Annotated in this window: 26 protein-coding genes; 5 read left to right on the forward strand and 21 right to left on the reverse strand. The window is 65.8% G+C overall.

Annotation, left to right across the window (positions count from 1 at the left end):
- The 3 genes from ACAX61_RS12970 to ACAX61_RS12980 all read right to left on the reverse strand — a co-directional run bounded on the left by ACAX61_RS12970 (position 1) and on the right by ACAX61_RS12980 (position 2,792).
- Complete coding sequence (locus ACAX61_RS12970; RefSeq protein WP_370715252.1) at positions 1-1,650, reverse strand: M28 family peptidase; 1,650 nt, start codon at positions 1,648-1,650, stop codon at positions 1-3.
- Positions 1,651-1,768: 118 nt separating this feature from the next.
- Positions 1,769-2,383, reverse strand: a complete 615-nt coding sequence (gene rpsD / locus ACAX61_RS12975) for a 30S ribosomal protein S4 (RefSeq protein WP_370715253.1) — start codon at positions 2,381-2,383, stop codon at positions 1,769-1,771.
- Positions 2,384-2,564: 181 nt separating this feature from the next.
- Positions 2,565-2,792 carry a hypothetical protein gene (locus tag ACAX61_RS12980; RefSeq protein ID WP_370715254.1) on the reverse strand — a complete coding sequence of 76 codons (228 nt, stop codon included), beginning with the start codon at positions 2,790-2,792 and terminating at the stop codon, positions 2,565-2,567.
- Positions 2,793-2,895: 103 nt separating this feature from the next.
- Here ACAX61_RS12980 and ACAX61_RS12985 point away from each other — a divergent pair, with 103 nt between their 5' ends.
- Positions 2,896-3,219 carry a chorismate mutase gene (locus tag ACAX61_RS12985; RefSeq protein ID WP_370715255.1) on the forward strand — a complete coding sequence of 108 codons (324 nt, stop codon included), beginning with the start codon at positions 2,896-2,898 and terminating at the stop codon, positions 3,217-3,219.
- Positions 3,209-3,343, forward strand: coding sequence for a DUF2256 domain-containing protein (locus tag ACAX61_RS12990; protein WP_370715256.1), 135 nt, complete (start codon positions 3,209-3,211; stop codon positions 3,341-3,343). Before ACAX61_RS12985 ends, ACAX61_RS12990 begins: the two co-directional genes overlap by 11 nt.
- Here the strand turns inward: ACAX61_RS12990 and ACAX61_RS12995 are convergent.
- From ACAX61_RS12995 to ACAX61_RS13065, 15 genes are all read right to left on the reverse strand, one after another.
- Positions 3,340-4,866 (reverse strand): TadA family conjugal transfer-associated ATPase, encoded by a 1,527-nt coding sequence (locus ACAX61_RS12995; protein WP_370715257.1) that lies wholly within the window; start codon positions 4,864-4,866, stop codon positions 3,340-3,342. The genes ACAX61_RS12990 and ACAX61_RS12995 overlap by 4 nt on opposite strands.
- A gap of 163 nt (positions 4,867-5,029) precedes the next feature.
- Entirely contained in the window at positions 5,030-5,284 is a 255-nt protein-coding gene (locus tag ACAX61_RS13000) for an ATP synthase F1 subunit epsilon (RefSeq protein ID WP_370715258.1), read from the reverse strand.
- A gap of 55 nt (positions 5,285-5,339) precedes the next feature.
- Positions 5,340-6,812 (reverse strand): F0F1 ATP synthase subunit beta, encoded by a 1,473-nt coding sequence (atpD, locus tag ACAX61_RS13005; RefSeq protein ID WP_370715259.1) that lies wholly within the window; start codon positions 6,810-6,812, stop codon positions 5,340-5,342.
- Entirely contained in the window at positions 6,796-7,404 is a 609-nt protein-coding gene (locus tag ACAX61_RS13010; RefSeq protein ID WP_370715260.1) for a hypothetical protein, read from the reverse strand. The genes atpD and ACAX61_RS13010 overlap by 17 nt, the downstream gene beginning before the upstream one ends.
- 5 nt (positions 7,405-7,409) lie before the next feature.
- Positions 7,410-8,300 carry a F0F1 ATP synthase subunit gamma gene (locus tag ACAX61_RS13015; protein ID WP_370715261.1) on the reverse strand — a complete coding sequence of 297 codons (891 nt, stop codon included), beginning with the start codon at positions 8,298-8,300 and terminating at the stop codon, positions 7,410-7,412.
- Between the two features lie 97 nt (positions 8,301-8,397).
- Positions 8,398-9,927 carry a F0F1 ATP synthase subunit alpha gene (atpA, locus tag ACAX61_RS13020; protein WP_370715262.1) on the reverse strand — a complete coding sequence of 510 codons (1,530 nt, stop codon included), beginning with the start codon at positions 9,925-9,927 and terminating at the stop codon, positions 8,398-8,400.
- A 9-nt stretch (positions 9,928-9,936) separates the two neighbouring features.
- Positions 9,937-10,491, reverse strand: a complete 555-nt coding sequence (locus tag ACAX61_RS13025) for a F0F1 ATP synthase subunit delta (protein ID WP_370715263.1) — start codon at positions 10,489-10,491, stop codon at positions 9,937-9,939.
- A 196-nt stretch (positions 10,492-10,687) separates the two neighbouring features.
- Positions 10,688-11,020, reverse strand: coding sequence for a DUF423 domain-containing protein (locus ACAX61_RS13030; RefSeq protein ID WP_370715264.1), 333 nt, complete (start codon positions 11,018-11,020; stop codon positions 10,688-10,690).
- On the reverse strand, positions 11,017-12,810 hold the full coding sequence (locus tag ACAX61_RS13035) for a cation:proton antiporter domain-containing protein (protein WP_370715265.1): 1,794 nt from the start codon (positions 12,808-12,810) through the stop codon (positions 11,017-11,019). Before ACAX61_RS13035 ends, ACAX61_RS13030 begins: the two co-directional genes overlap by 4 nt.
- Positions 12,810-13,247 (reverse strand): iron-sulfur cluster assembly scaffold protein, encoded by a 438-nt coding sequence (locus ACAX61_RS13040; RefSeq protein ID WP_370715266.1) that lies wholly within the window; start codon positions 13,245-13,247, stop codon positions 12,810-12,812. The genes ACAX61_RS13035 and ACAX61_RS13040 overlap by 1 nt, the downstream gene beginning before the upstream one ends.
- A gap of 32 nt (positions 13,248-13,279) precedes the next feature.
- A complete protein-coding gene (locus ACAX61_RS13045) occupies positions 13,280-13,825 on the reverse strand; it encodes a CvpA family protein (protein ID WP_370715267.1) in 546 nt (181 codons plus the stop codon).
- Positions 13,826-13,873: 48 nt separating this feature from the next.
- A complete protein-coding gene (pth, locus tag ACAX61_RS13050) occupies positions 13,874-14,443 on the reverse strand; it encodes an aminoacyl-tRNA hydrolase (RefSeq protein WP_370715268.1) in 570 nt (189 codons plus the stop codon).
- Positions 14,444-14,527: 84 nt separating this feature from the next.
- Complete coding sequence (locus ACAX61_RS13055; protein ID WP_370715269.1) at positions 14,528-15,178, reverse strand: 50S ribosomal protein L25/general stress protein Ctc; 651 nt, start codon at positions 15,176-15,178, stop codon at positions 14,528-14,530.
- A gap of 112 nt (positions 15,179-15,290) precedes the next feature.
- Positions 15,291-17,672 (reverse strand): penicillin acylase family protein, encoded by a 2,382-nt coding sequence (locus tag ACAX61_RS13060; protein WP_370715270.1) that lies wholly within the window; start codon positions 17,670-17,672, stop codon positions 15,291-15,293.
- Between the two features lie 233 nt (positions 17,673-17,905).
- Entirely contained in the window at positions 17,906-18,355 is a 450-nt protein-coding gene (locus ACAX61_RS13065) for a MarR family winged helix-turn-helix transcriptional regulator (RefSeq protein ID WP_370715271.1), read from the reverse strand.
- A gap of 81 nt (positions 18,356-18,436) precedes the next feature.
- On the opposite strand from ACAX61_RS13065, the gene ACAX61_RS13070 reads away from it, so the two are divergent.
- From ACAX61_RS13070 to ACAX61_RS13080, 3 genes are read left to right on the forward strand one after another with little or no spacing between them, the layout of a single operon-like run.
- Positions 18,437-19,591, forward strand: a complete 1,155-nt coding sequence (locus tag ACAX61_RS13070) for an HlyD family secretion protein (protein WP_370715272.1) — start codon at positions 18,437-18,439, stop codon at positions 19,589-19,591.
- Positions 19,588-21,150: a DHA2 family efflux MFS transporter permease subunit gene (locus ACAX61_RS13075; RefSeq protein ID WP_370715273.1), complete on the forward strand. Its 1,563-nt coding sequence runs from the start codon at positions 19,588-19,590 to the stop codon at positions 21,148-21,150. The genes ACAX61_RS13070 and ACAX61_RS13075 overlap by 4 nt, the downstream gene beginning before the upstream one ends.
- 8 nt (positions 21,151-21,158) lie before the next feature.
- Positions 21,159-22,577, forward strand: a complete 1,419-nt coding sequence (locus tag ACAX61_RS13080) for an efflux transporter outer membrane subunit (RefSeq protein ID WP_370715274.1) — start codon at positions 21,159-21,161, stop codon at positions 22,575-22,577.
- 4 nt (positions 22,578-22,581) lie between these two features.
- Here the strand turns inward: ACAX61_RS13080 and ruvC are convergent, their stop codons facing one another.
- The 3 genes from ruvC to ACAX61_RS13095 form a co-directional block, all read right to left on the reverse strand.
- Complete coding sequence (gene ruvC / locus ACAX61_RS13085) at positions 22,582-23,076, reverse strand: crossover junction endodeoxyribonuclease RuvC (RefSeq protein WP_370715275.1); 495 nt, start codon at positions 23,074-23,076, stop codon at positions 22,582-22,584.
- A 13-nt stretch (positions 23,077-23,089) separates the two neighbouring features.
- Positions 23,090-23,836, reverse strand: coding sequence for a YebC/PmpR family DNA-binding transcriptional regulator (locus ACAX61_RS13090; protein WP_370715276.1), 747 nt, complete (start codon positions 23,834-23,836; stop codon positions 23,090-23,092).
- Between the two features lie 122 nt (positions 23,837-23,958).
- Positions 23,959-24,198, reverse strand: coding sequence for a DUF2312 domain-containing protein (locus ACAX61_RS13095; RefSeq protein ID WP_370715277.1), 240 nt, complete (start codon positions 24,196-24,198; stop codon positions 23,959-23,961).
- Positions 24,199-24,226 lie beyond the last annotated feature (28 nt).

Genomic DNA, 24,226 nt, shown 5'->3' on the forward strand with positions numbered 1-24,226 from the left:
TTACTGTCCCGCGCGGCTCTTGTCGCGGATTGCGCGGAATTCATCGCCCGGCTTCCAGTTTGGCCATTCGGTGGTCGAGGCGAGCGCGCGGCCGACGCTGTAATACAGGTCCAGATCGCGCTGGATGCCATCCCAGCGCCAGTTGGGATCGAATTCGTCCTTTGGCCCGTGATAGGCGTTTTCCTCATATGCATCGGCATAGGCCTTGCCCGCTGCCTTGCCGCCTTCGACCAGATCGTCGCCGCCGTCGAAATACAGCATCGGCACGCCGTGCTTGGCCAGGCTGAAATGATCGGAGCGATAGTAGAAGCCCTTTTCGGGCGTCGGTTCCTGGCTGGCAACGCGGCCCTGCGTGGCCAGCGCGCGCGTCAGATAGGCGTCGAGATCGGACTTGCCGTACCCGACAACGACGACATTCTTCGCCGGTCCCGCCATCGAAAGCGCGTCCATGTTGACGCCGCCCACTGTTTTTGCGTGCGGATAAAGCGGGTTCTTGCCGTAATAATCGCTGCCCAGCAGGCCCGATTCCTCCCCCGTCACCGCCAGATAGACCTGGCTGCGTGGCGTCGCGCCCGCCTTTGCCTGCGCCTTTGCGATGGCGACCAGAGCGGCGGTGCCCGTCGCGTTGTCGATCGCGCCGTTGCAGATATTGTCACCGTCGCTTGCCGCCTCGCACTGGCCCAGATGGTCCGAATGCGCGGTATAGAGCACGACCTCATCGGGCGCGGTGGTGCCGGGCAGGATGCCGACGACGTTCTTTGATGCATGGCGGCGAACCTGATTGTCGAAGCTGACACTGGCCTTCACACCGGTCAGTGGCACCGGCTTAAAGCCCTTTTGCCGGGCGGCGGCGGCCAGCTTTTCGAAATCCTGTCCGGCGCGGGCGAACAGCGCCTTGGCCTGATCCAGCTGGATCCAGCCGATCGCCGCGCTTTGATCCGCGCCATCGTTCTGGCTGGCGGCGACCTGCTGCGCGCCGGTCCAGCTCGACTGGACGACGTTCCAGCCATAGGCGGCGGGTTCGGTCTGGTGGACGATCAGCGCAGCGGCAGCACCCTGCCGCGCGGCTTCCTCATACTTGTACGTCCAGCGGCCATAATAGGTCATCGCCCGCCCGCCGAACGGCCCGTCCAGCCCCTGCATCAACCAGTCGGGATCGTTGACCAGGATGACGACGGTCTTCCCCTTCACATCCAGCCCGGCATAGTCGTTCCAGCCGCGTTCGGGCGCGTTGATGCCGTATCCGACGAACACCACGTCCGAATTCGCGACCTCGACCCGCGGCGTCACGCGATAGGTGCCGACCACCATCTGCGGACCATAGGCCAGCGATTGTGCCGCACCCGTGCCGCCGGTGAAGGTCAGCGGGCTGACGTTGCGCGCGGTGATTTCCACCATCGGCACGTCCTGAAACCAGCTCGGCCCGTTCGGCCCCTTGGGATTGCCGGGCTTCAGCCCCGCGGCCTGAAACTGCTCGACCAGATAGGCGAGCGTCTTTTCCTCCCCCGCCGTGCCGGGTGCGCGCCCTTCATATTCGTCGGACGACAGCGTCTTCACCGCATCGCGAAACAGATCGACCGGCACCGTTTGCGCAGCGGCAGACGCGGCAAGGGCAAGCGACAACAGGGGCAGGGTGAACAGGTGACGCATTCGGGCACTCCATCGACGGACGGCCGAACCCTAAAGCCAAGCGCCACGCCTGCAAACCAAAGAAAAAGGGCGGCCCCAAAGGGGCCGCCCCATTCTTTTCAGCGATGCCGCCGACCGATCAGCGCGAGTAGAACTCGACGACCAGGTTCGGTTCCATCTTCACCGGATAGGGCACTTCGTCCAGCGTCGGCACGCGGGTGAAGGTCACCGATGCGTTGCCATCCGGCGTGACGTAATCGGGAATGTCCCGCTCCGACAGGCCCTGTGCCTCGAGGATGAGCGCCATTTCCTTGGCCTTCTCACCCAGCGAGATCACCTCGCCCGGCTTCACGCGGCGCGAGGCGATGTTGCACTTCACGCCGTTGACGCGGATGTGGCCGTGATTGACGATCTGACGCGCGGCGAAGATCGTCGGCGCGAACTTGGCGCGATAGACGATCATGTCCAGACGCTGTTCCAGCAGGCCGATCAGGTTCTGCGAAGTATCGCCCTTCATGCGCGACGCTTCTTCATAAGCCTTCTTGAACTGCTTTTCGGTGACGTCGCCGTAATAGCCCTTCAGCTTCTGCTTGGCGCGCAGCTGGATGCCGAAGTCCGACATCTTGCCCTTGCGGCGCTGACCATGCTGGCCGGGGCCATATTCGCGCTTGTTGACGGGCGACTTGGGGCGGCCCCAAATGTTCTCGCCCATGCGGCGGTCGAGCTTGTACTTGGCGCTGGAGCGCTTCGACATTTGAATTTCCTTGCAATATTGCCAACGACGTTGACCCTGTCCGGCCGCGTGGCCGATCCATGATCGCGATCCCGGTCATCGCCCGGCGAAAGAACGCCGTGGCCGCCGCTTCACCGGGGTGCGGGGCCGAATTGCGAAGTCGTGGCCGGTAACGCCGGGTGGCGCCGGAGTCAAGCTTGGGTCAGCGCGTCTGCATCATGCTCATGCCGCGGGCATGGTCGTGATTTGCCTGTGCGTCGGCGTCCCATTCCGCTTGCGTCTTGCAAACCGGCTTGGCGCGTACACGCGTTCCGGTCTTGGTCAGCCCCCTGCAGATCTTCTTTTCCGCCTTGGGCGCGGCAGTGCCGTCGGCCTGGGCGGGCATCACGGGCAGCGCGGCAACAAGCAGGATCGCGGTCAACATTAACATTGACTCCTTTAGGAGTGCCCGCTGTTCCACAAAAAAGGCCCATCAACAATCGCTTGGCGATCCAATGGTGACGCGGTGCGATGCCCGCGTTAATCGCGCCTGCATGACCCAGCCGCTTTCGCCCGACGCCTGCACGACAATGGCCGATGTCCGCGCCGGCGTCGACGCGCTCGACCAACAGCTTGTTGCGCTGCTTGACCGGCGTTTTGGTTATATGCGCGCCGCCGCCCGCATCAAACCCGAACGCGGACAGGTGCGGGACGAAGCCCGCAAGCGTCAGGTGATCGAACAGGCGGTCGATGCTGCACGCGCAGCCGCGATCCCGGCGGATGCGGTAGCGGCGATGTGGGAAACGCTGGTCGAAGCGTCGATCGCCTATGAAATGGCTGAATGGGACCGGCGCCGCACCGACGGCGATGGCGCATAAGAAGCCCCATCTACCCACCAAGGTCTGCGAGGCGTGCGGTCGCCCGTTCGCGTGGCGCAAGAAATGGGCGCGCGATTGGGAAAATGTAAAATTCTGCTCTGACCGCTGCCGCAAGGCGCGTTAGAGGCACGCCTCCAGCAGCGCCTGGTCAAAGCCGAACTGCTTCGCCTTTTCCAGCGTATAGGGGCGCAGGCCCATGGAGCGATACTCGCCGATGATCTTGCCGTCGGCGCTTTCGTCCAGATATTCGAACTTGAACAGTTCCTGCGTCACGATCACCGGGCCTTCCATACCGATGACTTCGGTGATGTTGGTGACGCGGCGCGAACCGTCGCGCAGGCGCTTCACCTGAATGATCAGATCGACCGAATCGGCAATCTGGCGGCTGATGGCTTCCTTGGGCACCTTGATGTCCGACATCATCACCATGTTCTCCATACGCGCCAGACATTCGCGTGGGGAGTTGGAGTGGAGCGTCGCCATCGATCCGTCGTGACCCGTGTTCATCGCGGCCAGCAGGTCGAAACACTCGCTGCCACGAATTTCGCCTAGGATGATGCGGTCGGGGCGCATACGCAGCGCGTTCTTCACCAGATCGCGGATGGTAATCTCACCCACACCCTCAAGGTTTGCCGGGCGCGTTTCCAAAGGCAGCCAGTGCGGCTGTTGCAGGCGAAGTTCGGCGGCGTCCTCGATCGTCAGCACCCGCTCGCCCGGGTCGATCATCTTGGACAATGCATTCAGCATCGTCGTCTTGCCCGAACCCGTACCGCCAGAGATGACGACGTTGAACCGGCACGCGCCCGCGACCTTCAGGCACGTCGCCATCTTGTCCGACATCGATCCACCCTTGGCCATCATGTCGAGCGTGATCGGCTTGGCGGAGAACTTACGAATCGAGATCGCGGTGCCGCGCAGCGACAGCGGCGGCACGATCACGTTGACGCGGCTGCCGTCCTTGAGGCGGGCGTCGGCCAGCGGCGTGGTCTGGTCGACACGGCGGCCGACCGAGTTGCAGATGCGCTGGGCGATCTGGAACAGGTGTTCCTCATCGCGAAACTGGATGTTCGCCAGTTCCAGCTTGCCCTTGCGCTCGACAAAGGTCTGTTCGGGGCCGTTGACCATGATGTCGCTGACCGCCGGGTCGGCCAGCAATTCCTCCAGCGGGCCAAGGCCCAGCAGCTCATCGACCAGCACCTTTTCCAGCGCGAACTGCTCGCGCCGGTTCAGCGTCAGTTTCAGTTCGGCCAGCACTTCGCCGATGATCGGGCGGAATTCTTCCGCCAGTTCGTCTTTGGACAAGGTGGCGGCAGCTTCGGGATCGACGCGTTCCAGCAGGCGCGGCAGCACCTGTTCCTTGATGCGGTGGATCGAGGTTTCGAACCCCTCGGCCCGGCTTTGCGCGGCGTCGCCCGACGCAGCCTGACGGTCGGCCAGCCGCTGCAGCGCGTCGCCCGTCAATGATGAGGTCGCCAGATCCGCATCATTGCTCGGCGCGCCGGGGACCGGCAGCGAATCGAGCGGGGGGAACTGGTCGCCATGGTCCGGCTCGGTCCGACCGCTGCCGGGGCCGTGCATCGGGCGCGCGACGCCGAATGCCGGGCGCCCACCGCCGCCTACTCCGTTTCGCCGCCCGAATGCGCTCATCACGAGACCCTTGCTTGACGCCATCTACTTCGCGGCAGAGGCGTAAACGCGAAGGCTTGATAATTGCCTAACCAAGATCGGCGGGATGCCTGAACGCAAGCGAGCCGGGCTTTGCCGGCCCGGCTCGCTTGGTGTGGACGATGATCGAAGGGGGAAGGGGGCTTTAGCCCGCCTTTTCCGCCAGCACGGTCAGGCCGCGCGTCGTGACCTCGGCCAGGCCGCCCTCAACGCGAATCGCCTCGGGCGCGGCGCCTGCGGTCTTGTGGACCAGGATCTCGCCGTCGCGGATGGTCGACATGAAGGGAGCATGACCCTCCAGCACGCCGAAGTCGCCCTCGCTGCCGGGGACGACGACCATGTGCACTTCCTCCGACCGGAGGAGCTTTTCGGGGGTCACGAGTTCGAAATGCAGGGGCATCGAGATTTCCTAAGCCCCCCACCCCGCACGAAACGAGGAGGGGGAAAGACTGGAATCAGGCGTTCTCGGCCAGCTTCTTGGCCTTTTCGACCGCCTGATCGATACCGCCGACCATGTAGAAGGCGGCTTCGGGCAGGTGGTCATATTCGCCGTTCACCACCGCCTTGAAGCTGCGAATGGTGTCTTCGATCTGCACGAAGGCGCCGGGGATGCCGGTGAACACTTCGGCGACGTGGAACGGCTGGCTGAGGAAGCGCTGGATCTTGCGCGCGCGGCTGACGGTCAGCTTATCCTCTTCCGACAGTTCATCCATGCCCAGAATGGCGATGATGTCCTGAAGCGACTTGTACTTCTGAAGGATCGACTGAACCGCACGGGCGGTTTCGTAATGCTCTTGGCCGACGACGCGCGGTTCCAGCACGCGGCTGGTCGAATCAAGCGGATCGACCGCCGGATAGATGCCGAGTTCCGAAATTGCGCGGTTGAGCACGGTCGTCGCGTCCAAGTGGGCGAACGACGTGGCCGGTGCCGGGTCGGTAAGGTCGTCGGCGGGCACGTACACGGCCTGAACCGAGGTGATCGAACCCTTGTTGGTCGAGGTGATGCGCTCCTGCAGCGCGCCCATGTCGGTCGACAGGGTCGGCTGATAGCCCACTGCCGACGGAATACGGCCCAGCAGTGCCGACACTTCTGCACCCGCCTGGGTAAAGCGGAAGATGTTGTCGACGAAGAACAGCACGTCCTGGCCTTCGACATCGCGGAAATACTCGGCGATCGCCAGACCCGACAGCGCGACGCGTGCGCGGGCGCCCGGCGGCTCGTTCATCTGGCCATAGACCAGCGCAACCTTCGACCCTTCGCTGATCGCGTTGCCGTCGGCGTCCTTGGCGATAACGCCCGCGTCGAGGAATTCGTGATACAGGTCGTTGCCCTCGCGGGTACGCTCACCCACGCCGGCGAAGACCGAGGTGCCGCCATGGCCCTTGGCGATGTTGTTGATCAGTTCCTGAATCAGAACCGTCTTGCCCACGCCCGCGCCGCCGAACAGGCCGATCTTGCCGCCCTTTGCATAAGGGGCGAGCAGGTCGATGACCTTGATGCCGGTGACCAGGATCGAGCTTTCGGTCGACTGTTCGACGAATTCTGGCGCCTTGGCGTGGATCGGCGAACGCATGTCGGTGGCGACGGGGCCGCGCTCGTCGATCGGCTCACCGATGACGTTCAGGATGCGGCCCAGCGTCGCGGGGCCGACGGGCACCTGGATCTGGTTGCCGGTATCGGTCACGGTCTGGCCGCGGGTCAGACCCTCGGTCGAGTCCATCGCGATCGTGCGGACGGTGTTCTCGCCCAGATGCTGCGCGACTTCGAGGACGAGGCGCTGGCCGTTATTCTGGGTTTCCAGTGCCGACAGGATGGCGGGCAGCCGGTCGTCGAACTGCACGTCGACGACGGCGCCGATCACCTGGACGATACGGCCGACATTGTTGGTACCGCCTGCGGGGCGGATGAGTTCAGGCGCGGTTGCCATCTGCTTGTCCTTGGTCTGGGATTACCGGGGTCGTACCGGTCGGGCGGGTAAAAGTCACGGTGATGGTGCGATTGTCGCCATCGCCCTTTGCCACGGCGATGGAGGCGGGCGCACCGGCGATGGGGCCGTCGGCGTCCTGCTCGCTGACGATGGCGTCGAACGCGCCATCATCCTCAAGCTGATATTGGGACAGGAAACCGCGCAGCAGCTCGACGAAGCGGTTCTTGGCGGTGTCGGCATTGGCGGGGTCGGTGATCGTCAGGGTAAAGACGATGCGATCGATCCGGTCGGCAGCCGCACCGGCGGCTTCGAAGCCTGCCTTGTTCGGTGCCTTGGCATCCGACTGCGACATGGTGATCGCATCGCCGCGCGACAGGAAGGTCTGGCCGTCGGCGGCATAGTCACCGGCATGGAAGCCGAACTGGTTTGCCCGTCCGACCGTCTCGCGCGGGGTGGCGAACAGCCGGTCCCAGCCGCTGAGCGTCGCGGCCGTCTGCGCCTCGCGCGCTTCGTTCTCCAGCACGCTGGGGCCGCTTTCGCCGCCACAGGCAGCCAGCAACGCGGCAGCAAGGAGGGGAAGGACGGCACGCATCGCGATCAGAGCGCCTCGGCGCCCGAGATGATCTCGACCAGCTCGGTCGTGATCGCGGCCTGACGGCTGCGGTTATATTCGATGTTCAGGCGCTTGATCAGGTCGCCGGCATTGCGGGTCGCATTGTCCATCGCGGTCATTTTCGAACCCTGCTCCGACGCGGCGTTTTCACGCATCGCGCGGTACAGCTGGATCGCGACGTTGCGCGGCAGCAGGTCGGCAAGGATCGATTCCTCGTCCGGCTCATATTCCATGACCGCGCCGCCATCGACGTCGTTGCCAGCAGCACCGGCGGTCGGCACCTGCACGGGCAGGATCTGCTGCTCGGTCGGCTCCTGCGTCAGCACCGATTTGAAGGTGGCGTAGAACAGGTGCGCGACGTCAAACTCGCCCGCTTCGAACCGTCGGATCAGGTCGTCGGCATAGCCGCGCGCGCTGTCGAACGTCAGCTTGCCCAAATCGCCCGGCTCTTCCGAATGGACGATGCTGTCGCGATACTGGCGGTTCAGGACCGCGCGGCCCTTCTTGCCGATGGTATAGAAGCGCACGGTCTTGCCCTGCGCGATCAACTCATCGGCGCGGCGGCGGGCCAGACGGGCGATGTTGGTGTTGAACGCGCCGGCCAGGCCCTTGTCGCTGGTCGCGACGACGAACAGATGCACCTGATCGCGGCCGGTGCCCGACAGGAGCAGCGGCGCATTTGCCGCACCGCTGTTCGCCTTTACGGCAAGACGCGACACGACGCTTTCCAGCCGCTGGGCATAGGGACGGCCAGCCTCAGCCGCTTCCTGCGCGCGGCGCAGCTTGGCGGCGGCGACCATTTTCATCGCCTTGGTGATCTTCTGGGTCGATTTGACCGAGTTGATCCGGATTTTGAGCGCCTTGAGCGATGCCATCTAATCTTACCTTGTCACCCCCGCGCGAACGGGAATCTCATGCCGCGAACCGCGCCTGGGCGGAGACAAGCCCCGGCTTGCACCGGGGCCCTGGCGATCAGGCGAAGGTCTTGGCGAAGCCTTCCAGCGCCGCCTTGAGCTTGCCCTTGGTGTCGTCCGACAGGTCCTTGCTGTCGCGGATCGCGGTCAGCACGTCGGCGTGCTTCGAGCGCATTTCGGCCAGCATCGCCTGTTCGTAGCGCACGACATCCGTCGTGGGCACGGTGTCCAGATAGCCCTGCGTGCCGGCGAAGATCGACACGACCTGCTCTTCGAACGGCAGCGGGCTGAACTGCGGCTGCTTGAGCAGCTCGGTCAGGCGCGCGCCGCGGTTGAGCAGCTTCTGGGTCGAGGCGTCGAGGTCCGAGCCGAACTGCGCGAAGGCAGCCATTTCGCGATACTGCGCCAGCTCCAGCTTGATCGAGCCGGCGACCTTCTTCATCGCCTTGGTCTGTGCCGACGAACCCACGCGCGACACCGACAGGCCGACGTTGATCGCGGGGCGGATGCCCGCGAAGAACAGGTCGGTTTCAAGGAAGATCTGGCCGTCGGTGATCGAAATCACGTTGGTCGGAATATAGGCCGACACGTCGCCCGCCTGCGTTTCGATGATCGGCAGGGCGGTCAGCGAACCGGCACCCATCGCGTCCGACATCTTGGCCGCGCGCTCCAGCAGGCGGCTGTGCAGATAGAACACGTCGCCCGGATACGCTTCGCGACCCGGCGGGCGACGCAGCAGCAGCGACATCTGGCGATAGGCGACCGCCTGCTTCGACAGATCGTCATACACGATCAGCGCGTGCATGCCGTTGTCGCGAAAATATTCGCCCATGGCGCAGCCAGTATAGGGCGCCAGGAACTGAAGCGGGGCGGGGTCCGACGCGGTGGCGGCGATGACGATGGAATATTCCATCGCGCCGTTTTCCTCGAGCGTCTTGACCAGCTGGGCAACGGTCGAGCGCTTCTGGCCCACAGCGACGTAGACGCAGTACAGCTTCTTCGATTCGTCGGTGCCGGCGTTTACGCCCTTCTGGTTGATGAAGGTATCGATCGCCACAGCCGACTTGCCGGTCTGACGGTCGCCGATGATCAGCTCGCGCTGGCCACGGCCGACGGGGACCAGTGCGTCGATCGCCTTGAGGCCGGTCTGCATCGGTTCGTGCACCGATTTGCGCGGGATGATGCCCGGCGCCTTGACTTCGACGCGGCTGCGCTGGTCGCTGACGATCGGGCCCTTGCCGTCGATCGGGTTGCCCAAGCCGTCCACGACGCGGCCCAGCAGGCCCTTGCCCACGGGCACGTCGACGATGGTGCCGGTGCGCTTGACGGTGTCGCCTTCCTTGATCTCGGCGTCCGAGCCGAAGATCACGACGCCGACATTATCGGCTTCGAGGTTGAGGGCCATGCCCTCGACGCCATTCGCGAACTGAACCATCTCGCCTGCCTGGACATTGTCGAGGCCGTGCACGCGCGCGATGCCGTCGCCGACCGACAGCACCTGGCCCGTTTCCGACACCTGCGCTTCGGTGCCGAAATTGGCGATCTGGTCCTTGATGACCTTCGAGATTTCTGCGGCGCGGATATCCATTGTCGTGCCTTAGCCTTTCATCGCGTGCGCGAGGGAGTTCAGACGGGTCTTGATCGAGCTGTCGATCATCTGGCTGCCGATCTTTACGATCAGGCCGCCCAAAAGCGAGGGGTCGACCGACAGGTCGACATTGACGTCGCGACCGACGCGGGTGCGCAGCTGCTGCTTCAGCGCGTCGACCTGAGCATCGGTCAGCGGGTGGGCCGACACGACTTCCGCCGTCATTTCCCCACGGAAACGCGCGGCCAGCGTGCGGAACGTCGCGATGATCACGGGAAGGTCGCGCAGACGGCGGTTTTCCGCCAGCACACCCAGAAACTTCGTCGTCATCGGATCGAGACCAAGCGTCGCGGCAACTGCGGCAGCCGCCTTGCCGGCCTGGGTGCGACCGATCAGCGGGCTGGTGATCAGCGAACGGAAATCGTCCGATTCGGTGAGCGCCTGACGCACGGTCAGCAGGCTGGCCTCCACCGCTGCCAGCATGTTCTGTTCACGGGCAAGGTCGAACAACGCGGTCGCATAGCGTCCGCTGAGGCTGGCCTGAATACCGCCGGAATTCTCCACGCGCGTCCCTTCTCGCGAAACTGGGTTCCCGATCGCGCCGGATGCACGAACAGGGCCGCAGCGGCTGCGACCCATTGGGAATGGCGCGCGGCTAGCATCGTTGCGGGTTGCGTGCAAGTCGAGCGACGATGGTGCGTCCGTGATCCGGCGGGAAAGCGTCGATATCGTGTCGTTGCGGCCACGTGGCGAACGCGAATCAGCGGCGCAGCAAAACCAAGCCCAGCCACAGCCACCCGACGATCATCGCCAGCCCGCCGATCGGCGTGACCGCGCCCAGCCAGCGCGGCGCCCCCAGCGCCATGACATAGAGGGTGGCCGCGAACAGTGCCGCACCGCCCAGCATCGCCCAGCCGGGGCCGTTGGCGCGCGACTGGATCGCGACCAGCACCGCCACGGCGTGGATCAACTGATAGGTGCCGCCGGTGCGTAGCCATTCGGCAGCCTGCCCGCTGGCGCCATGCGCGCCGAACGCCCCCGCCGCGATCGCGACGGCCCCCGACAGGGCGGCAAGAAAACCCAGAAGGTTCATGGCGTTTCCCTGGTTCCCGGGTGATCCTGACGCTGGCGTTTCTGCCGCGCCTGGCTGAATATCACATCGCGCGCGGCATAGATGTCGCCGGCCTCCAGCTGAAGGCCCAGCCGCTTGGCATCGACGCGGCGATATTCGCCTTCGCTCCGCTCAATCTCCCCATCGTCGACGCCCACCGCGCGCAGTGCCTGCCGCGCCATGACGATGGCCGATTCGAACACCTCGCGCACCGCACCCGCCAGCGGCGCGTCCTTCAACCCGATCAGCGTCCGCCGGTCGAACACGCGCGTCATCACCGCCGCTTGCGGATAGGCATGGGCGACCATCTCCAGCATCTCGGTCGTGATCTGGTCCCCGTCGAGGCAGAACAGGATCAGCTCGGCATCCTGCGCCCCGGCCAGCCGCAACAGGTCGGGCCGGGTGCCGTCGCCATAATAGACCTTCATGCCGAACTTGCCGCCCGTTTCGATCACTTCGGGATCGCGGTCGATCAGCGTCACCGACAGCCCCTGCGCGATCAGCATCTGTGCGACTGTCTGGCCGAACCGGCCATAGCCGACGACGATGGCGCTCGCGCCGTCATGGCGCGGCGGCTGCAGCGCGGTGCCATCGCCCGCCGCAGGTTCGGTCCGGAACCGACGGGTGAACATCATTAGGAAGGGCGTGGTCGCCATCGACAGGGTGACGATGGCGCCGAACAGGCTCGCCGCCTCTGGCGCGATCAGATAGGCGTTCTGTGCCTGAGCGAACAGCACGAAGCCGAATTCGCCGCCCTGGCTGAGCAACAGGCCCATTGCCAGCGCCTGTCGCCAGTTCATGCGGAAGGCGAGGCCGATCAGGAAGATCACGCCCGCCTTCACCGCGACCAGCGCCAGCGCCATGCCGATGACGAAGCCGGGCCGGGCGGCCACGGCATTCAGGTCCAGCATCATACCGACGGCGAGGAAAAACAGGCCGAGCAGGATGGAGCGGAACGGCTCTACATCGGCTTCCAGTTCGTGGCGATAGGGGCTGTCGGCCAGCATCACGCCGGCAATGAAGGCGCCCAGCGCGGTCGAAAGGCCCAGCGATTCCATGATGGCGGCGGCGGCAATGACCGTGAACAGCCCGGCAAACACGAACATCTCGCGCTCGCCCAGATTGCCGATCAACCGGAACAGCGGACGCAGAATGAAGCGCCCGGCCAGGATCAGCCCGGCAATCGCGAGCACCGTGTTCAGCCCCAGCACCCAACCGGGCGGACCGGCGGCGTCGGCGGGATTGCGGCTGAGCGCGGCGATGATCGTGATCAGCGGGACCAGCGAAAGGTCCTGCAGCAACAGGACCGAAAAGGCACGCTCGCCAAAGGGGGTGCGAAGCCGCCCGGCCGATTGCAGCATCGGCAGCACCTGCGCCGTCGAGGACAGGGCGAGCGGCAGGCCAAGTGCGATGGCGGCGGCCAGCGAGAATCCCGTGCTAAGAAAGACCAGCCCGGTCACGGCCAGCCCGCACAGTACCACCTGCAACAGGCCGAAGCCGAAAATATCGTGTTTCAGCCGCCACAGTCGCGCCGGACTAAGTTCCAAGCCGACCAGGAACAGCAGCAGCGTGATGCCCAGTTCGGCAAAGGTCAGCTTGCTTTCGGCATCACCCACCAGCCCCAGCACTTGTGGCCCCACGATCGCGCCCGCGACCAGATAGCCCAGCGTTGCGCCCAGCCCCATGCGCCGGAACACCAGCACCGAAACCAGTCCCGCACCCAGCAGCGGCGCGAATTCGCTGACCAGCGACATCCCCCCATGCGCCGCCATCAGCCGGCGGGCGCCCGTTGGTGAGCCGCCTCGGCGGCTTCGGCTACGGCTTCGAACGCGAGGCGGATCGAGGGGTGACGCGCGCTGTGCGGCAGCGCGGGCGCGAACAATTCGAGCCCGGGCCAGTCGGGCGGCCCGTCGCCGCCCGCCAGCCACGCGGCGAGCGCGTCACGCGCGTCGGCCAGTTCGGCCGGCGACTTGCCCAAAGCGGACTGCGCCATCAGCGCCGAAGATGCCTGACCCAACGCACAGGCGCGGACCCGCATCCCGATCTCACCCACTCGCCCATCATCGTCCAGATTGACGTCGATGGTCACGCGGCTGCCGCAAATGGGCGAGCGTCGCTCGGCGCTTCCCTGCGGGTCGGGCAAGCGTGCGTCGAACGGCACGCTGGCGGCGAGGCGCAGGATTTCCTGATTATAGAGAGCAGCAGTCACGCCCTTCATTTAGGACGCCGGACGCGGCGGCGCTACCGCCCGATGCGCGCCATCGTCTCGTCGCTGAAAACCGGCTCGCCACGACGGCGGCGGTCGACGAAATCGGCGATGCTGGCGCTGGTGCTGTTCAACAGCGGATAGGTGCGCGATTCGCGGATCCATGCCGGCCGCCGCGTCGCGCCGCCATTCCAGGTGTCGACCACCAGCACCACGACGATGAAGGCAAGGCTGGCGACGATCAGCCCTTTCAATGCGCCAAAGCCGAAACCCAGCGCCCGGTCGATCGGCCCCAGCACCGATGCCTTGGTCCGCCGCCCGATGGCATTCGCGACCATCTTGCCGCCCAGCCAGACGATGCCGGCGATCAGCGCAAAGGACAGCACCGCCGCACCCGATGTGGTGCCCACCGGCTCCAGTAGCATCGCCGCCACGGGCGTGTGAAACAGCTTTACCGCGAACACGACCAGCAACCACGCCAGCAGCGACAGCACTTCGGTCACGAACCCGCGCAGCGCGCCCAGCACGGCGGCACCGCCAATGGCAAGAAGGACGACGATGTCGAGCGCGGTCAGGTCCATGTCCGCGCCTCTACCGTGCGCAAGGGCGCTTGCGAAGGGGGCGGGCGCTCAATCCTGAAGCCGGAGGGCCACGTCGTTCATGAAACGCGTGTCGTCACCTGCCGCCAGCCACGGCGCTTCTGCGGCAACGGCACCCAGCAGGTCGGTCAGATCCTCGATCTCTGCCTTGGCGAAATTGCCCAGAACATGGCCGGTCACGCGGTCCTTGTGTCCCGGATGCCCGATGCCCAGTCGCACGCGGCGGAAATCCGGCCCGGCATGGGCAATGGTCGAACGGATGCCGTTATGCCCGGCAGCCCCGCCGCCGCGCCGCACCTTCACCTTGAACGGGGCAAGGTCCAGTTCGTCATACAGGACGGTCACGTCCTCGACGCCCAGCTTGTAGAAGTCCATCGCCGCGCGCACGGCACGGCCGCTTTCGTTCATGAACGTGGCGGGTTTGAGCAGCAGTAGCTTTTCCGTGCCGATGCGCCCTTCCTGCAACCAGCCCTGAAACTTCTTCTGGGGCGCTGAAAAGCCGTGCACTTCGGCAATGGCGTCGATCGCCATGAAGCCGATATTGTGCCGGTGCATCGCATATTGCGGCCCCGGATTGCCCAGTCCCACCCACAATTGCATCGCCAGTTTCCCCAAAAGCAGGACGGCGGCCGGATCGTCATGACCCGGCCGCCGCCCGAAATTCCAGCATTGGACGCTGTGCGATTACTCGCCGTCGCTGTCCGCAGTCTGTTCGGTGGCCTCGACCGCGTCGGCGGCTTCGGCTTCACCGGCTTCGGACTTCATCGCCGACGGGGCAATGATCGTCGCGATGGTGAAGTCGCGGTCGTCGATCGCGGATTCGGCGCCGCGCGGCAGCTTCACGTTCGAGATGTGGACGGTGTCGCCGACTTCCAGGCCCTTGAGCGACACTTCGACCGCTTCGGGGATCTTGTCGGCTTCGACGACCAGTTCCAGCTCATGGCGAACGACGTTCAGCACGCCGCCCTTCTTGATGCCCGGTGCTGCGTCTTCGTCGACGAACACGACGGGAACGGCGACGTTGACGGTCGCGTTCTTGGCCACGCGCAGGAAGTCGACATGGACCGGACGGTCGGTGACGGGGTCGAAGGCCACATCCTTGGGCAGGGTGCGGATCGCGCTGCTGCCAGCGCCGTCGACCATCACGATCGAGTTCATGAAATGGCCGGTGCCGAGCAGCTTGATCAGTTCCCGTTCCTCGACGTGGATCGAGAGGGGTTCCTGCTTGTCGCCATAGATTACGGCGGGGACGCGGCCTTCACGACGAAGCGCGCGGGAGGCTCCCTTGCCAACCCGCTCGCGCGTCTCGGCCGACAGGTTAAGCGTATCGCTCATGTCGGTGCTCCGAAATGCTAATTGATGTTTCGTTTCATCCGGCCGGGCCTCCAGGGATGACCCCGGCACGGAAGCGGCGGCGCATAGCGGAACCTCATGCTTTTCGCAAGCATCAGGCGGGCGGCGGCTCCAGGATGGTGCGCGCCGCCGCTTCGGCATCGACGCGCTCGGCGGAAAAGACCAGCGGCAGCATGCGCCCTTCGATCCACGGCTGGGCCAGGTCGCGATAATGCGGGCTGGCCGGATCGCCCGACTGGCCCGGGAAGTTCAGGAACAGGCTGTTGTCCCAACCACCCACGTCGATCGCCTGAAGATAGCTCGCTCCGCCGGACACGCCCATGTCGGGGGCCGTCCAGCGCGCGTTCACCGTGTTGCGATCGCCACCGGACCCGCCCACCTCGATCGCGGGAATGGCTTCGGCAATCGCCGGAAACCGCGCTGCCAGCGGATGTTCGACGCGTACGTCGTGAATCGTGCCCCAGCGCCACAGCGCGGGTTCCGGCCCCATGCGCCGCGCGGCTTCCTCCCACCCGGCGATCAGCGCCATCGCCACGATCAGGTCGCGTGAGCCGGTGGGATTCGGCCCCAGCCGTTCGTCCGGGCGTTCGATCAGCGCCAGCATCGCGCCGGTTTCGATATGCGGGAACATGTCACGCGCATCGATCGGGACGACGATGTTCAGCAACCGCTGCTCCAGATCGGCCCAGGCGAGGGCGAACAGCGCGGCGGGGGCGCTGTCGGCGGCCATCGTGCCGTCCCAGCTTCGCAGCATGTCGACAGCGGCCTGTGCCGCGGGGGCAGGCTCCGCCGGTAACAGCGCCACAAAACGTCGGGCGGGGGCAGAGGCCAGATCCTGCATCAGTGCTGCCGAATCGGCCAAGCTGTGGCGTGTCTGGTTGCCCAGCACGCCGGCAATCCGGTCATATCGCCACGATTCGCTGAAATCATGGGACAGCAGCGGCTTGTAATCGGCGGGCAGGTTGTTCTGATTTGCGCTGGCCAGCCAGCCCGCCTTGGGGTCGGTGATCGACGGCATCTGGTCCAGCGGTAGCCGCCCTTCCCAGTCATAGCGCCCATCGCCGGTGGCGGGGACCATCCCGTCATGGCCGCCCCGGCGGCGCGGGGCAAAGCCGATGATGCGCCACGCGATATGACCGTCCACATCGGCATAGTGGAAATTGGTGGGGGAGGCGTGGTGACGGAACGCTGCCTGCAATCCATCCCAGTCGCGGGCAAGGTTGATGGCGACCATTGCGAAAATGCCGCTGGCACCCGGTTGCTGCGCAATAGTGGCGAGCGCGCTCGCGCGGTTGCGCGCCGGGTCATGTGCGATGACCGGCCCCTGTACGGCGTGGCGCAGCACCACGGCTCGCGGTTCCTCTCCGCGCACGGCGATGGTGATGTCGTGCCGGTCAAACGTCCTCCACCGCGCGCGATGCCAGTAGCGTTCAGGATCGACCGGGTTCAGGTCCAGCAGATACAGGTCGGACTGGTCGATATGGCTGTTGGTCCGGCCAAAGGCGAAACGGTCGGTATGGCCCTGCATGATGCCCGGCAGCCCCGGCGCGCCGCCGCCGATCACGTCCAGCCCTGGCGCTGAAAGATGCGCGACATGGCGCGGCCCGAAACCCCCGATCGACAGATGCGGATCGTTGGCCAGGATTGCTCGCCCCGTCGCGCTGCGGGATGGGGCGATGGTCCAGCTATTGCTGCCATCGGCATCGGGCGTGCGCGGCGGGGACGGCGCGAGAAGCCCCAGATCGGCGAGCGTGACCGATGCCGGGTCCAGCCCGTCGGGAAAGCGGATGGCACGTTCGGGGCGCGGCGGCGCGATCAGCTGCTCCAGGTCCAGCCGCCCCATCGCGGCCAGTCGCGCGCGGCGCACCTCGTCCCGGACATTGCCCGGCACCAGCTCGCGCGCGGCGACCAGGTCGGTCAGCGACCAGCGCAGCGGCTTGACGCCCAGTATCGCATGTTCGACCGGCAACAGCGCCGGGTCGGCAGTCACCTGTTCGATGCGCGCGTTGATGCCCGCGACATAGGCCTCGGCACAGGCGCGAATCTCGTCGGGAACGGCGCGCAGCTCTGCCTCGACATCGCCGCGAAATCGGGCGAGTGCGGCGCGGATGTCGCTGTCGACAAAATCGGCCCCGAAAGCTTCGGCCAGCCGACCCATGCGGCGGCGATAGTCATAGTCGATCTGGAACAGCCGGTCGCGCGCGACGACATAGCCCTGACCGAAAAAGGCGTCGGGCTTTGATTGGGCGCGGATGTGCGGCACGCCCCAGCGATCGTCGACGATCTCGATCGGTGCGGATGGCCCGGCCAGTCGAACGCGGCGGGGAAGCGGTGGGGGCACCGGCGCTTCGGACGGCTGGATCAGCAGCGCGGCGGCGTCCTGCGCCCATAACGCGCGCGGCGCGGTCGCGGCGATGGCGACACCACCCAGCAGCAGCGCGCGTCGGGTCATTGCGGATCGGCGGATGTCGGTCATCGCCGGCCAGCTTCGGCGCCAGCCAGCGCGTCATGTCAACCGTTGCTGCGTCCAATCGCGGCGGGATGCGCGATCAGGTCAGCACCAGAAATGTCGTACCGAATATCGCCAGCGCCCCGCCGCTCAGGCCGCACAACAGCCCGAACCGACATTGGCACAATTCCGCGCCGATGCGTTCCATGACACCTCTCCACGCCGCCGCCTGTCGATGGCGGTTGGCACAGAAGAAACTATCACCGATCGCCTTTCTCGCAAAGCGCATCCAGCGCGGCGATCAGCTTTTCCAGGGTGTCGCCCAGTGCTTCGCATTCCGCTGGTTCGAGGGGGGCGAAGATCTCGCTGGTCAGGCGGTGGCGCAGCGGTTCGGTGGCGGCAATGGCGCGGCGGCCCTCTTCGGTGATGGCGACGCGCTTTACCCGGCGGTCGACCGCGTCGGGCGTCCGTTCGATCAGGCCGTCGCGCTCCAGCCCGTCCAGCGCCTCTGTCACCGTGCGTGGTGCCTGTCCCAGCCATGCGGCAAGATCGGCTGCCTTGGCGTCACCACGCTGGCGTTCGATCAGCAGTAGCATCTTGGTCCGCGCCAGCGACGCGCCCTGTTCGGCCATCGCCGCATCCACGCGACGGTGGATCCGCATATAGGCGCCGGCCATCAGCCGCGTCAGGTCATCGCTGCGATATTTCATGAGGAACCTCAATATATGGTCTTGCACAATGCTGCAAGTGCGAGCACATGAGCCTGCAAACGACTCGTTGAAGGCATTGCCATGGCTGAATCCGCCCTGACCGACACGCCCGCCGCAGATGCGGCACCCGCTTCGCCCGCCAAAAAGCGGCGCGCGAAGATCATCATTCTGGTGCTGCTCGGCGCCGTGCTGGTAGGAGGGCTGATCTGGTTTCTCCGCTATCAGAGCTATGGCAAGTTCCAGCAATCGACCAACGACGCCTATGTTCAGGCCGACGCGGTAACAGTCGCGCCCAAGGTGTCGGGCTATGTCGACCGTGTGCTGGTGGCGGAAAACCAGACCGTGAAGGCGGGCGATCCGCTGGTGCAGATCGACGCTCGTGATTATCGCGCAAACGCCGCGCAGAGCCAGGCGCAGATCGACGTGGCCCGCGCCAATGCGCGCGGGGTCGAGGCGCAGATCGACGAGCAACAGGCCGCCATCACTCGCGCCCGCGCCGAACTGGCGGTGGCGCAAAGCGATGCCGCCTTCGCCAATGCCGAAGTGGCGCGTTACGCGCCGCTTGCGGAAACGGGAGCGGAAACACGGCAGCGTGTTGCCACGCTCAGGAACGAGGCCAAGCAGGCCAACGCCCGCGTTACCGCCGCCCGCGCCGCCCTGACCGCCGCCGAACGCCGCGTCGGCACGCTGCGGGCGCAGGTGTCGCAGGCGCTGGCTCAAGCAGAGGGCGCACGCGCCCAGCTCGACGCCGCACAGACCAATGTCGGGGCCACGCTGATCCGCGCGGCCATCAACGGTCGCGTCGGTGACAAGACGGTGCGCGTCGGCCAGTTCGTGCAGGCGGGTACACGCCTGATGTCGGTCGTGCCGACCCGCGACCTGTATATCGAAGCCAATTTTAAGGAAACGCAGCTTGGTCTGATGCGCGTCGGCCAGCCGGTGAAGATCGAGGTCGATGCGCTGCCCGGCGTCGAAATCCCCGGTCGCGTGGCCAGCATCGCGCCTGGTACCGGCGCGCAATTCTCGGTCCTGCCGCCGCAGAATGCGACTGGCAACTTCACCAAGATCGTTCAGCGCGTGCCCGTTCGCATCGCCCTGTCCGCCGGTCCCGCCGCGCGCGCGCTGCTGGTCCCCGGCATGTCGGTCGAAGTCAGCGTCGACACCCGCAGCGCCCGCGACGCCGCCGACCGTATTGCGCGGGAGCAGGAAGCGCATAACGAACGGATCGGCCGGTGAGCACCGCCGACGCCACGGCGGACGTCCCGCGACAGGTGCCCGAACGCGCCGACGCCGCCGCATGGCTGGCGGTCGCGGCGGGTAGCCTGGGCGCGATGATGGCGACGCTCGACATCTCGATCGTCAATTCCGCGCTGCCCACCATTCAGGGCGAAATTGGCGCCAGCGGGACCGAAGGCACATGGGTTGCCACCAGCTATCTGGTGGCCGAGATCATCATCATCCCGATGGCCGCGTGGCTTTCGCGGGTTTTCGGTCTGCGTAACTTCCTGATCGTATCCGCGACCCTGTTTACCCTGTTCTCCATGGTTTGCGGCATTGCCAACGACCTGACGACGATGATCATCGGTCGTGCGGGGCAGGGGATCACCGGCGGCGCGCTGATTCCGACGGCGATGACGATCATCGCGACCCGGTTGCCAAGGTCGCAGCAGCCGATCGGCAATGCGCTGTTCGGCGTGACCGTGATTCTGGGGCCGGTGCTCGGACCGCTGGTTGGCGGCTGGCTGACCGAAAATCTCAGCTGGCATTACGCCTTCTTCCTCAACCTGCCGGTCGGTATCGTGCTGTTGACGCTGCTGATCGTCGGCCTGCCGCACCAGAAGCCACATCTTGAGGAACTGGCCAAGGCCGACTGGCTGGGCATTATCGGCCTTGCACTCGGCCTGGGTTGCCTGACCGTCGTGCTGGAAGAAGGCCAGCGCGAGCAGTGGTTCGAAAGTCGCGAGATCGTCGAGCTGTCGATCCTGTCGGTGATCGGTTTCATCTGCCTGTTCGCGGGTCAGTTCGTCGCCAAGCGACCGGTCATCAAGCTCAAGCTGTTGCTGGACCGGCAATTCGGCGCGGTGGCAGTGATGGGCGTCGTGCTGGGTATGATGTTGTACGGTACCGCTTATGTGATTCCGCAGTTTCTGGCGTCGATCGCCGATTACAACGCGTTGCAGGCGGGGCAGATCGTCCTGATTTCCGGCTTGCCCAGCCTGATGCTGATGCCGTTCACGCCGATCCTGATCCGCAAGCTGGACATCCGCATCGCGGTGGGCGCGGGGTTGTGCATCATGGCGTATAGCTGCTGGATCGATACCACGCTGACGGCGGACGCCGTCGGCCATGAGTTCGTCGAATCGCAGCTGTTGCGTGGTGTCGGTACGATCCTCGGCTTCCTGTTCCTCAATCAGGCGGCGATCGCGTCGGTTCCGCCTGAAGATGCCGGGGATGCCGCCGGGCTGTTCAACGCGGTGCGCAATCTTGGCGGGTCGCTGTCGCTGGCCGGGATCGCGACGGTTCAGGATCAGCGCATGTGGTTCCACAGCCGCCGGATCGAGGAATCGCTGTCCGCCAATTCGGAAGCGGTTCAGGGCTATCTTGCCGGCATGGCTCAGACATTGGGGACCGCCGAAGCCGCGATCCGTACGCTTGGCAACACCATCCAGCGGGAAGCGCTGGTGATGACTTACAACGATATCTTCGTGGTGCTGTCGGTGGTGATCATCGCTTCACTTCCACTCGTCCTGTTCCTGCGTCCGCTGCCCCAGGGGCAGATGGCCGCGATGCATTGAGGCCCCTCATGCGTAAGATCCTGCCGCTTCTGTCCTTGTCGGCGCTCGCCGCCTGCACCGTTGGTCCCAATTATGACGGGCCCAAAAGCGCGGGTGCCGTCGCCGCGCCGTCTGGTTTCGTGCGGGCGGGCGATACCTCTGTCGCCGCGCCCGAAGTGGCCGATTGGTGGACGACGCTGAACGACCCCATCCTCGACGGACTGGTCGCGCGCGCGCTGGCTGAAAACCCCAGCGTCGACGTGGCCGAAGCGCGGTTGAAGCAGGCGCGCTCCTCGCTTCGCCTGGACCGTGCCAATGGCTTGCCCAACGGCAATCTTCAGGGCACCTATGTGCGCGCCGAACTGCCCGAAGGCGGATTGACCGGCGGCGGGGAAGGCGATTCCGGGGGCACCAGCGCCGTTGATTTCTACAATGTCGGCTTTGACGCCAGCTGGGAAGTCGACCTGTTCGGTGGCCAGCGCCGTCGGGTCGAAGCGGCGCGCGCAGGCGTGGCGGCGGCAGAGGCGCAGGTCGCAGACGCGCAGGTCAGCCTGACGGCGGAAGTCGCCAGCGCCTATGTCAACCTGCGCGACCGGCAGCGGCGGCTGGAACTGGGCCGCCAGACGGCGGAGACGCGGCGCCGGATGCTGGCGCTGACCGAACAGCGTTTCCGCGCGGGCACCGCCAGCCAGCTGGATGTCGAGCGTTTGCGCGGGCTGGTCGTCGAAAGCGACGCCGCCATCGTGCCGATCGATGCGGAGCGCGATGCCTATCTTAACGCGCTGGCGGTGCTGGTGGGCGAGGCGCCGGGGACGCTGGACAACGAACTGGCCGCATTGCGCCCGGTGCCGCTGCCCCCGGCCGAAGTAAAGGTGGGCGACCCCGCGCAATTGTTGCAGCGCCGGCCCGATGTCCGCGCCGCCGAACGCCTGCTGGCGCAGCGCACGGCGCAGATCGGCGTGGCCAAGGCCGCCAACCTGCCGCACATCAGCTTTCTGGGCCTGATCGGGATCGGTGGCACCGACCCCGGCGACTTGTTCGATCTGGACAAGCTGGTCGGGCTGGCGGTGCCGCGGCTGGCGTGGAATGCGCTCGATTTCGGCCGGGGCGGCGCGCGCGTCGGCCAGGCCGAAGGCGCGCGGGACGAAGCGGCGGCGCAATATCGCGGCGCCGTGCTGACCGCCCTTCGCGATGCCGAAGACGCACTGTCGCGCTTTGCGGCGCGTCGCAGCGCGGTGGCAAACGCGGCCCGCGCCACAGCGACCGCCGATCGCGCGGCCACCTTGATGCAGCAGCGTTACCGGTCTGGCGTCGCGACGCTGATCGACACGCTGGACGCTGAACGGCAGCGCACTGCCGCCGAACAGGGGCTGGTCGAAGCGACAGCGGCGATGACCGCCGATTATGTGGCGTTGCAAAAGGCGCTGGGGCTGGGCTGGCGCGCCTGAGCGCCTAGCGCAGGGAAATGCCCCGGCGCGCGCTGGCAAGGTGGTGAGCGTGACAGATCGCGACCGCCAGCGCGTCCGCCGCGTCGGGCCCCGCAATGGTGATGCCGGGCATCAGCCGCGCGACCATGGCGTGAATCTGCGCCTTTTCCGCGCGGCCAGTGCCGACGACCGATTGCTTGACCAGCGTGGGCGCATATTCGCCCACCTCCAGCCCCGCGCGCGCGGCCGCCGCCAGCAGCACGCCGCGCGCCTGCGCCAGCTTTAGCGTCGAGCGGGCGTTCGAATTGACGAACACCTCTTCGCACGCCGCCGCGACCGGCGCGTGGTCGACGATCAGTGCGGCGACCATCATGTCGAGATGGGCGAGGCGGCGGGCCAGCGGCGCGGCCGTATCGGTCCGCAGCCGCCCGTTGCCGCGATGGATCAGCCGGTTGCCCTGCTGCTCGACCAGACCCCAGCCGGTGGTGCCCAGGCCGGGGTCGAGGCCGAGGATCAGCATCGCACGGCTTGGGTCACTGACCCAGCTTCTCCATGATCTCGTCCGAGACTTCGTAATTGCCCCAGACGGTCTGGACGTCGTCGTCGTCGTCCAGCACGTCGATCAGCTTGAACAGCGTGGCTGCGTCTTCTTCGCTGACCGCGACCATCGTTTGCGGCCGCCAGGCGAGCTTGGCGCCTTCCGGTTCACCCAGCACGGGGGTGATGGCGGTTGCGACTTCGTGCAGCGCGTCCTGCGCGGTCCAGATTTCGTGACCGTCCTCGCTGGAGGAAACGTCCTCGGCCCCCGCTTCCAGCGCGGCCTCGAACACCTTTTCGGCGTCGCCCGCGCTTGCCGGATAGCTGATCAGGCCCATACGGTCGAAACCGTGGCTGACCGAACCCGACGCGCCGAGATTGCCGCCATTCTTGCTGACCGCCGTGCGGACATTGGTGGCGGTGCGGTTACGATTGTCGCTCAGCGCTTCGATAATCAGGCTGACACCGCCGGGGCCGAAGCCCTCATAGCGGATTTCTTCGTAATTATCCGTGTCGCCGCCCGCTGCCTTGTCGATCGCGCGCTGGATATTGTCCTTGGGCATCGACTGCGCCTTGGCCGCGTTGACGGCGGCGCGCAGGCGCGGGTTCATGTCGGGATCGGGGGTGCCCATCTTGGCCGCGACGGTGATTTCGCGGCTGAGCTTGGAAAAGAGCGACGAGCGCTTCTTATCCTGCGCACCCTTGCGGTGCATGATGTTCTTGAATTTGCTGTGACCTGCCATTGCCGTGCGCGCCTTCCGGGTGCGTTGATCCTGTAGGGCGCCGGCCGATAGGGGCCACGGCGCCGATAGGGCGAGCGCTCTAGCCGCACCCGCCCCCTCGGCTCAAGGGGCTGGCGTGCGGCTCAGACGAGGCCCAGTGCCTGCTTATAGGTTTCGAGCAGCATTTCCGCTTCGTCGCGGTGATGCTTTTCCATCCTGCGCAGGCGGATGATCGACTTCATCGTCTTGACGTCGAAGCCCGTTGATTTGGCTTCGGCGTACACATCCTTGATGTCGTCCGAAATGCCCTTCTTTTCCTCTTCGAGCCGCTCGATCCGCTCGATCAGGAGGCGCAGCTGCTCGGCGGAGATGTTGTCGCTCATGTCTTCCTTCGTGGTGCTGGATGATGAA

The organism is Sphingomonas sp. IW22, assembly GCF_041321155.1.
Lineage (GTDB): Bacteria > Pseudomonadota > Alphaproteobacteria > Sphingomonadales > Sphingomonadaceae > Sphingomonas.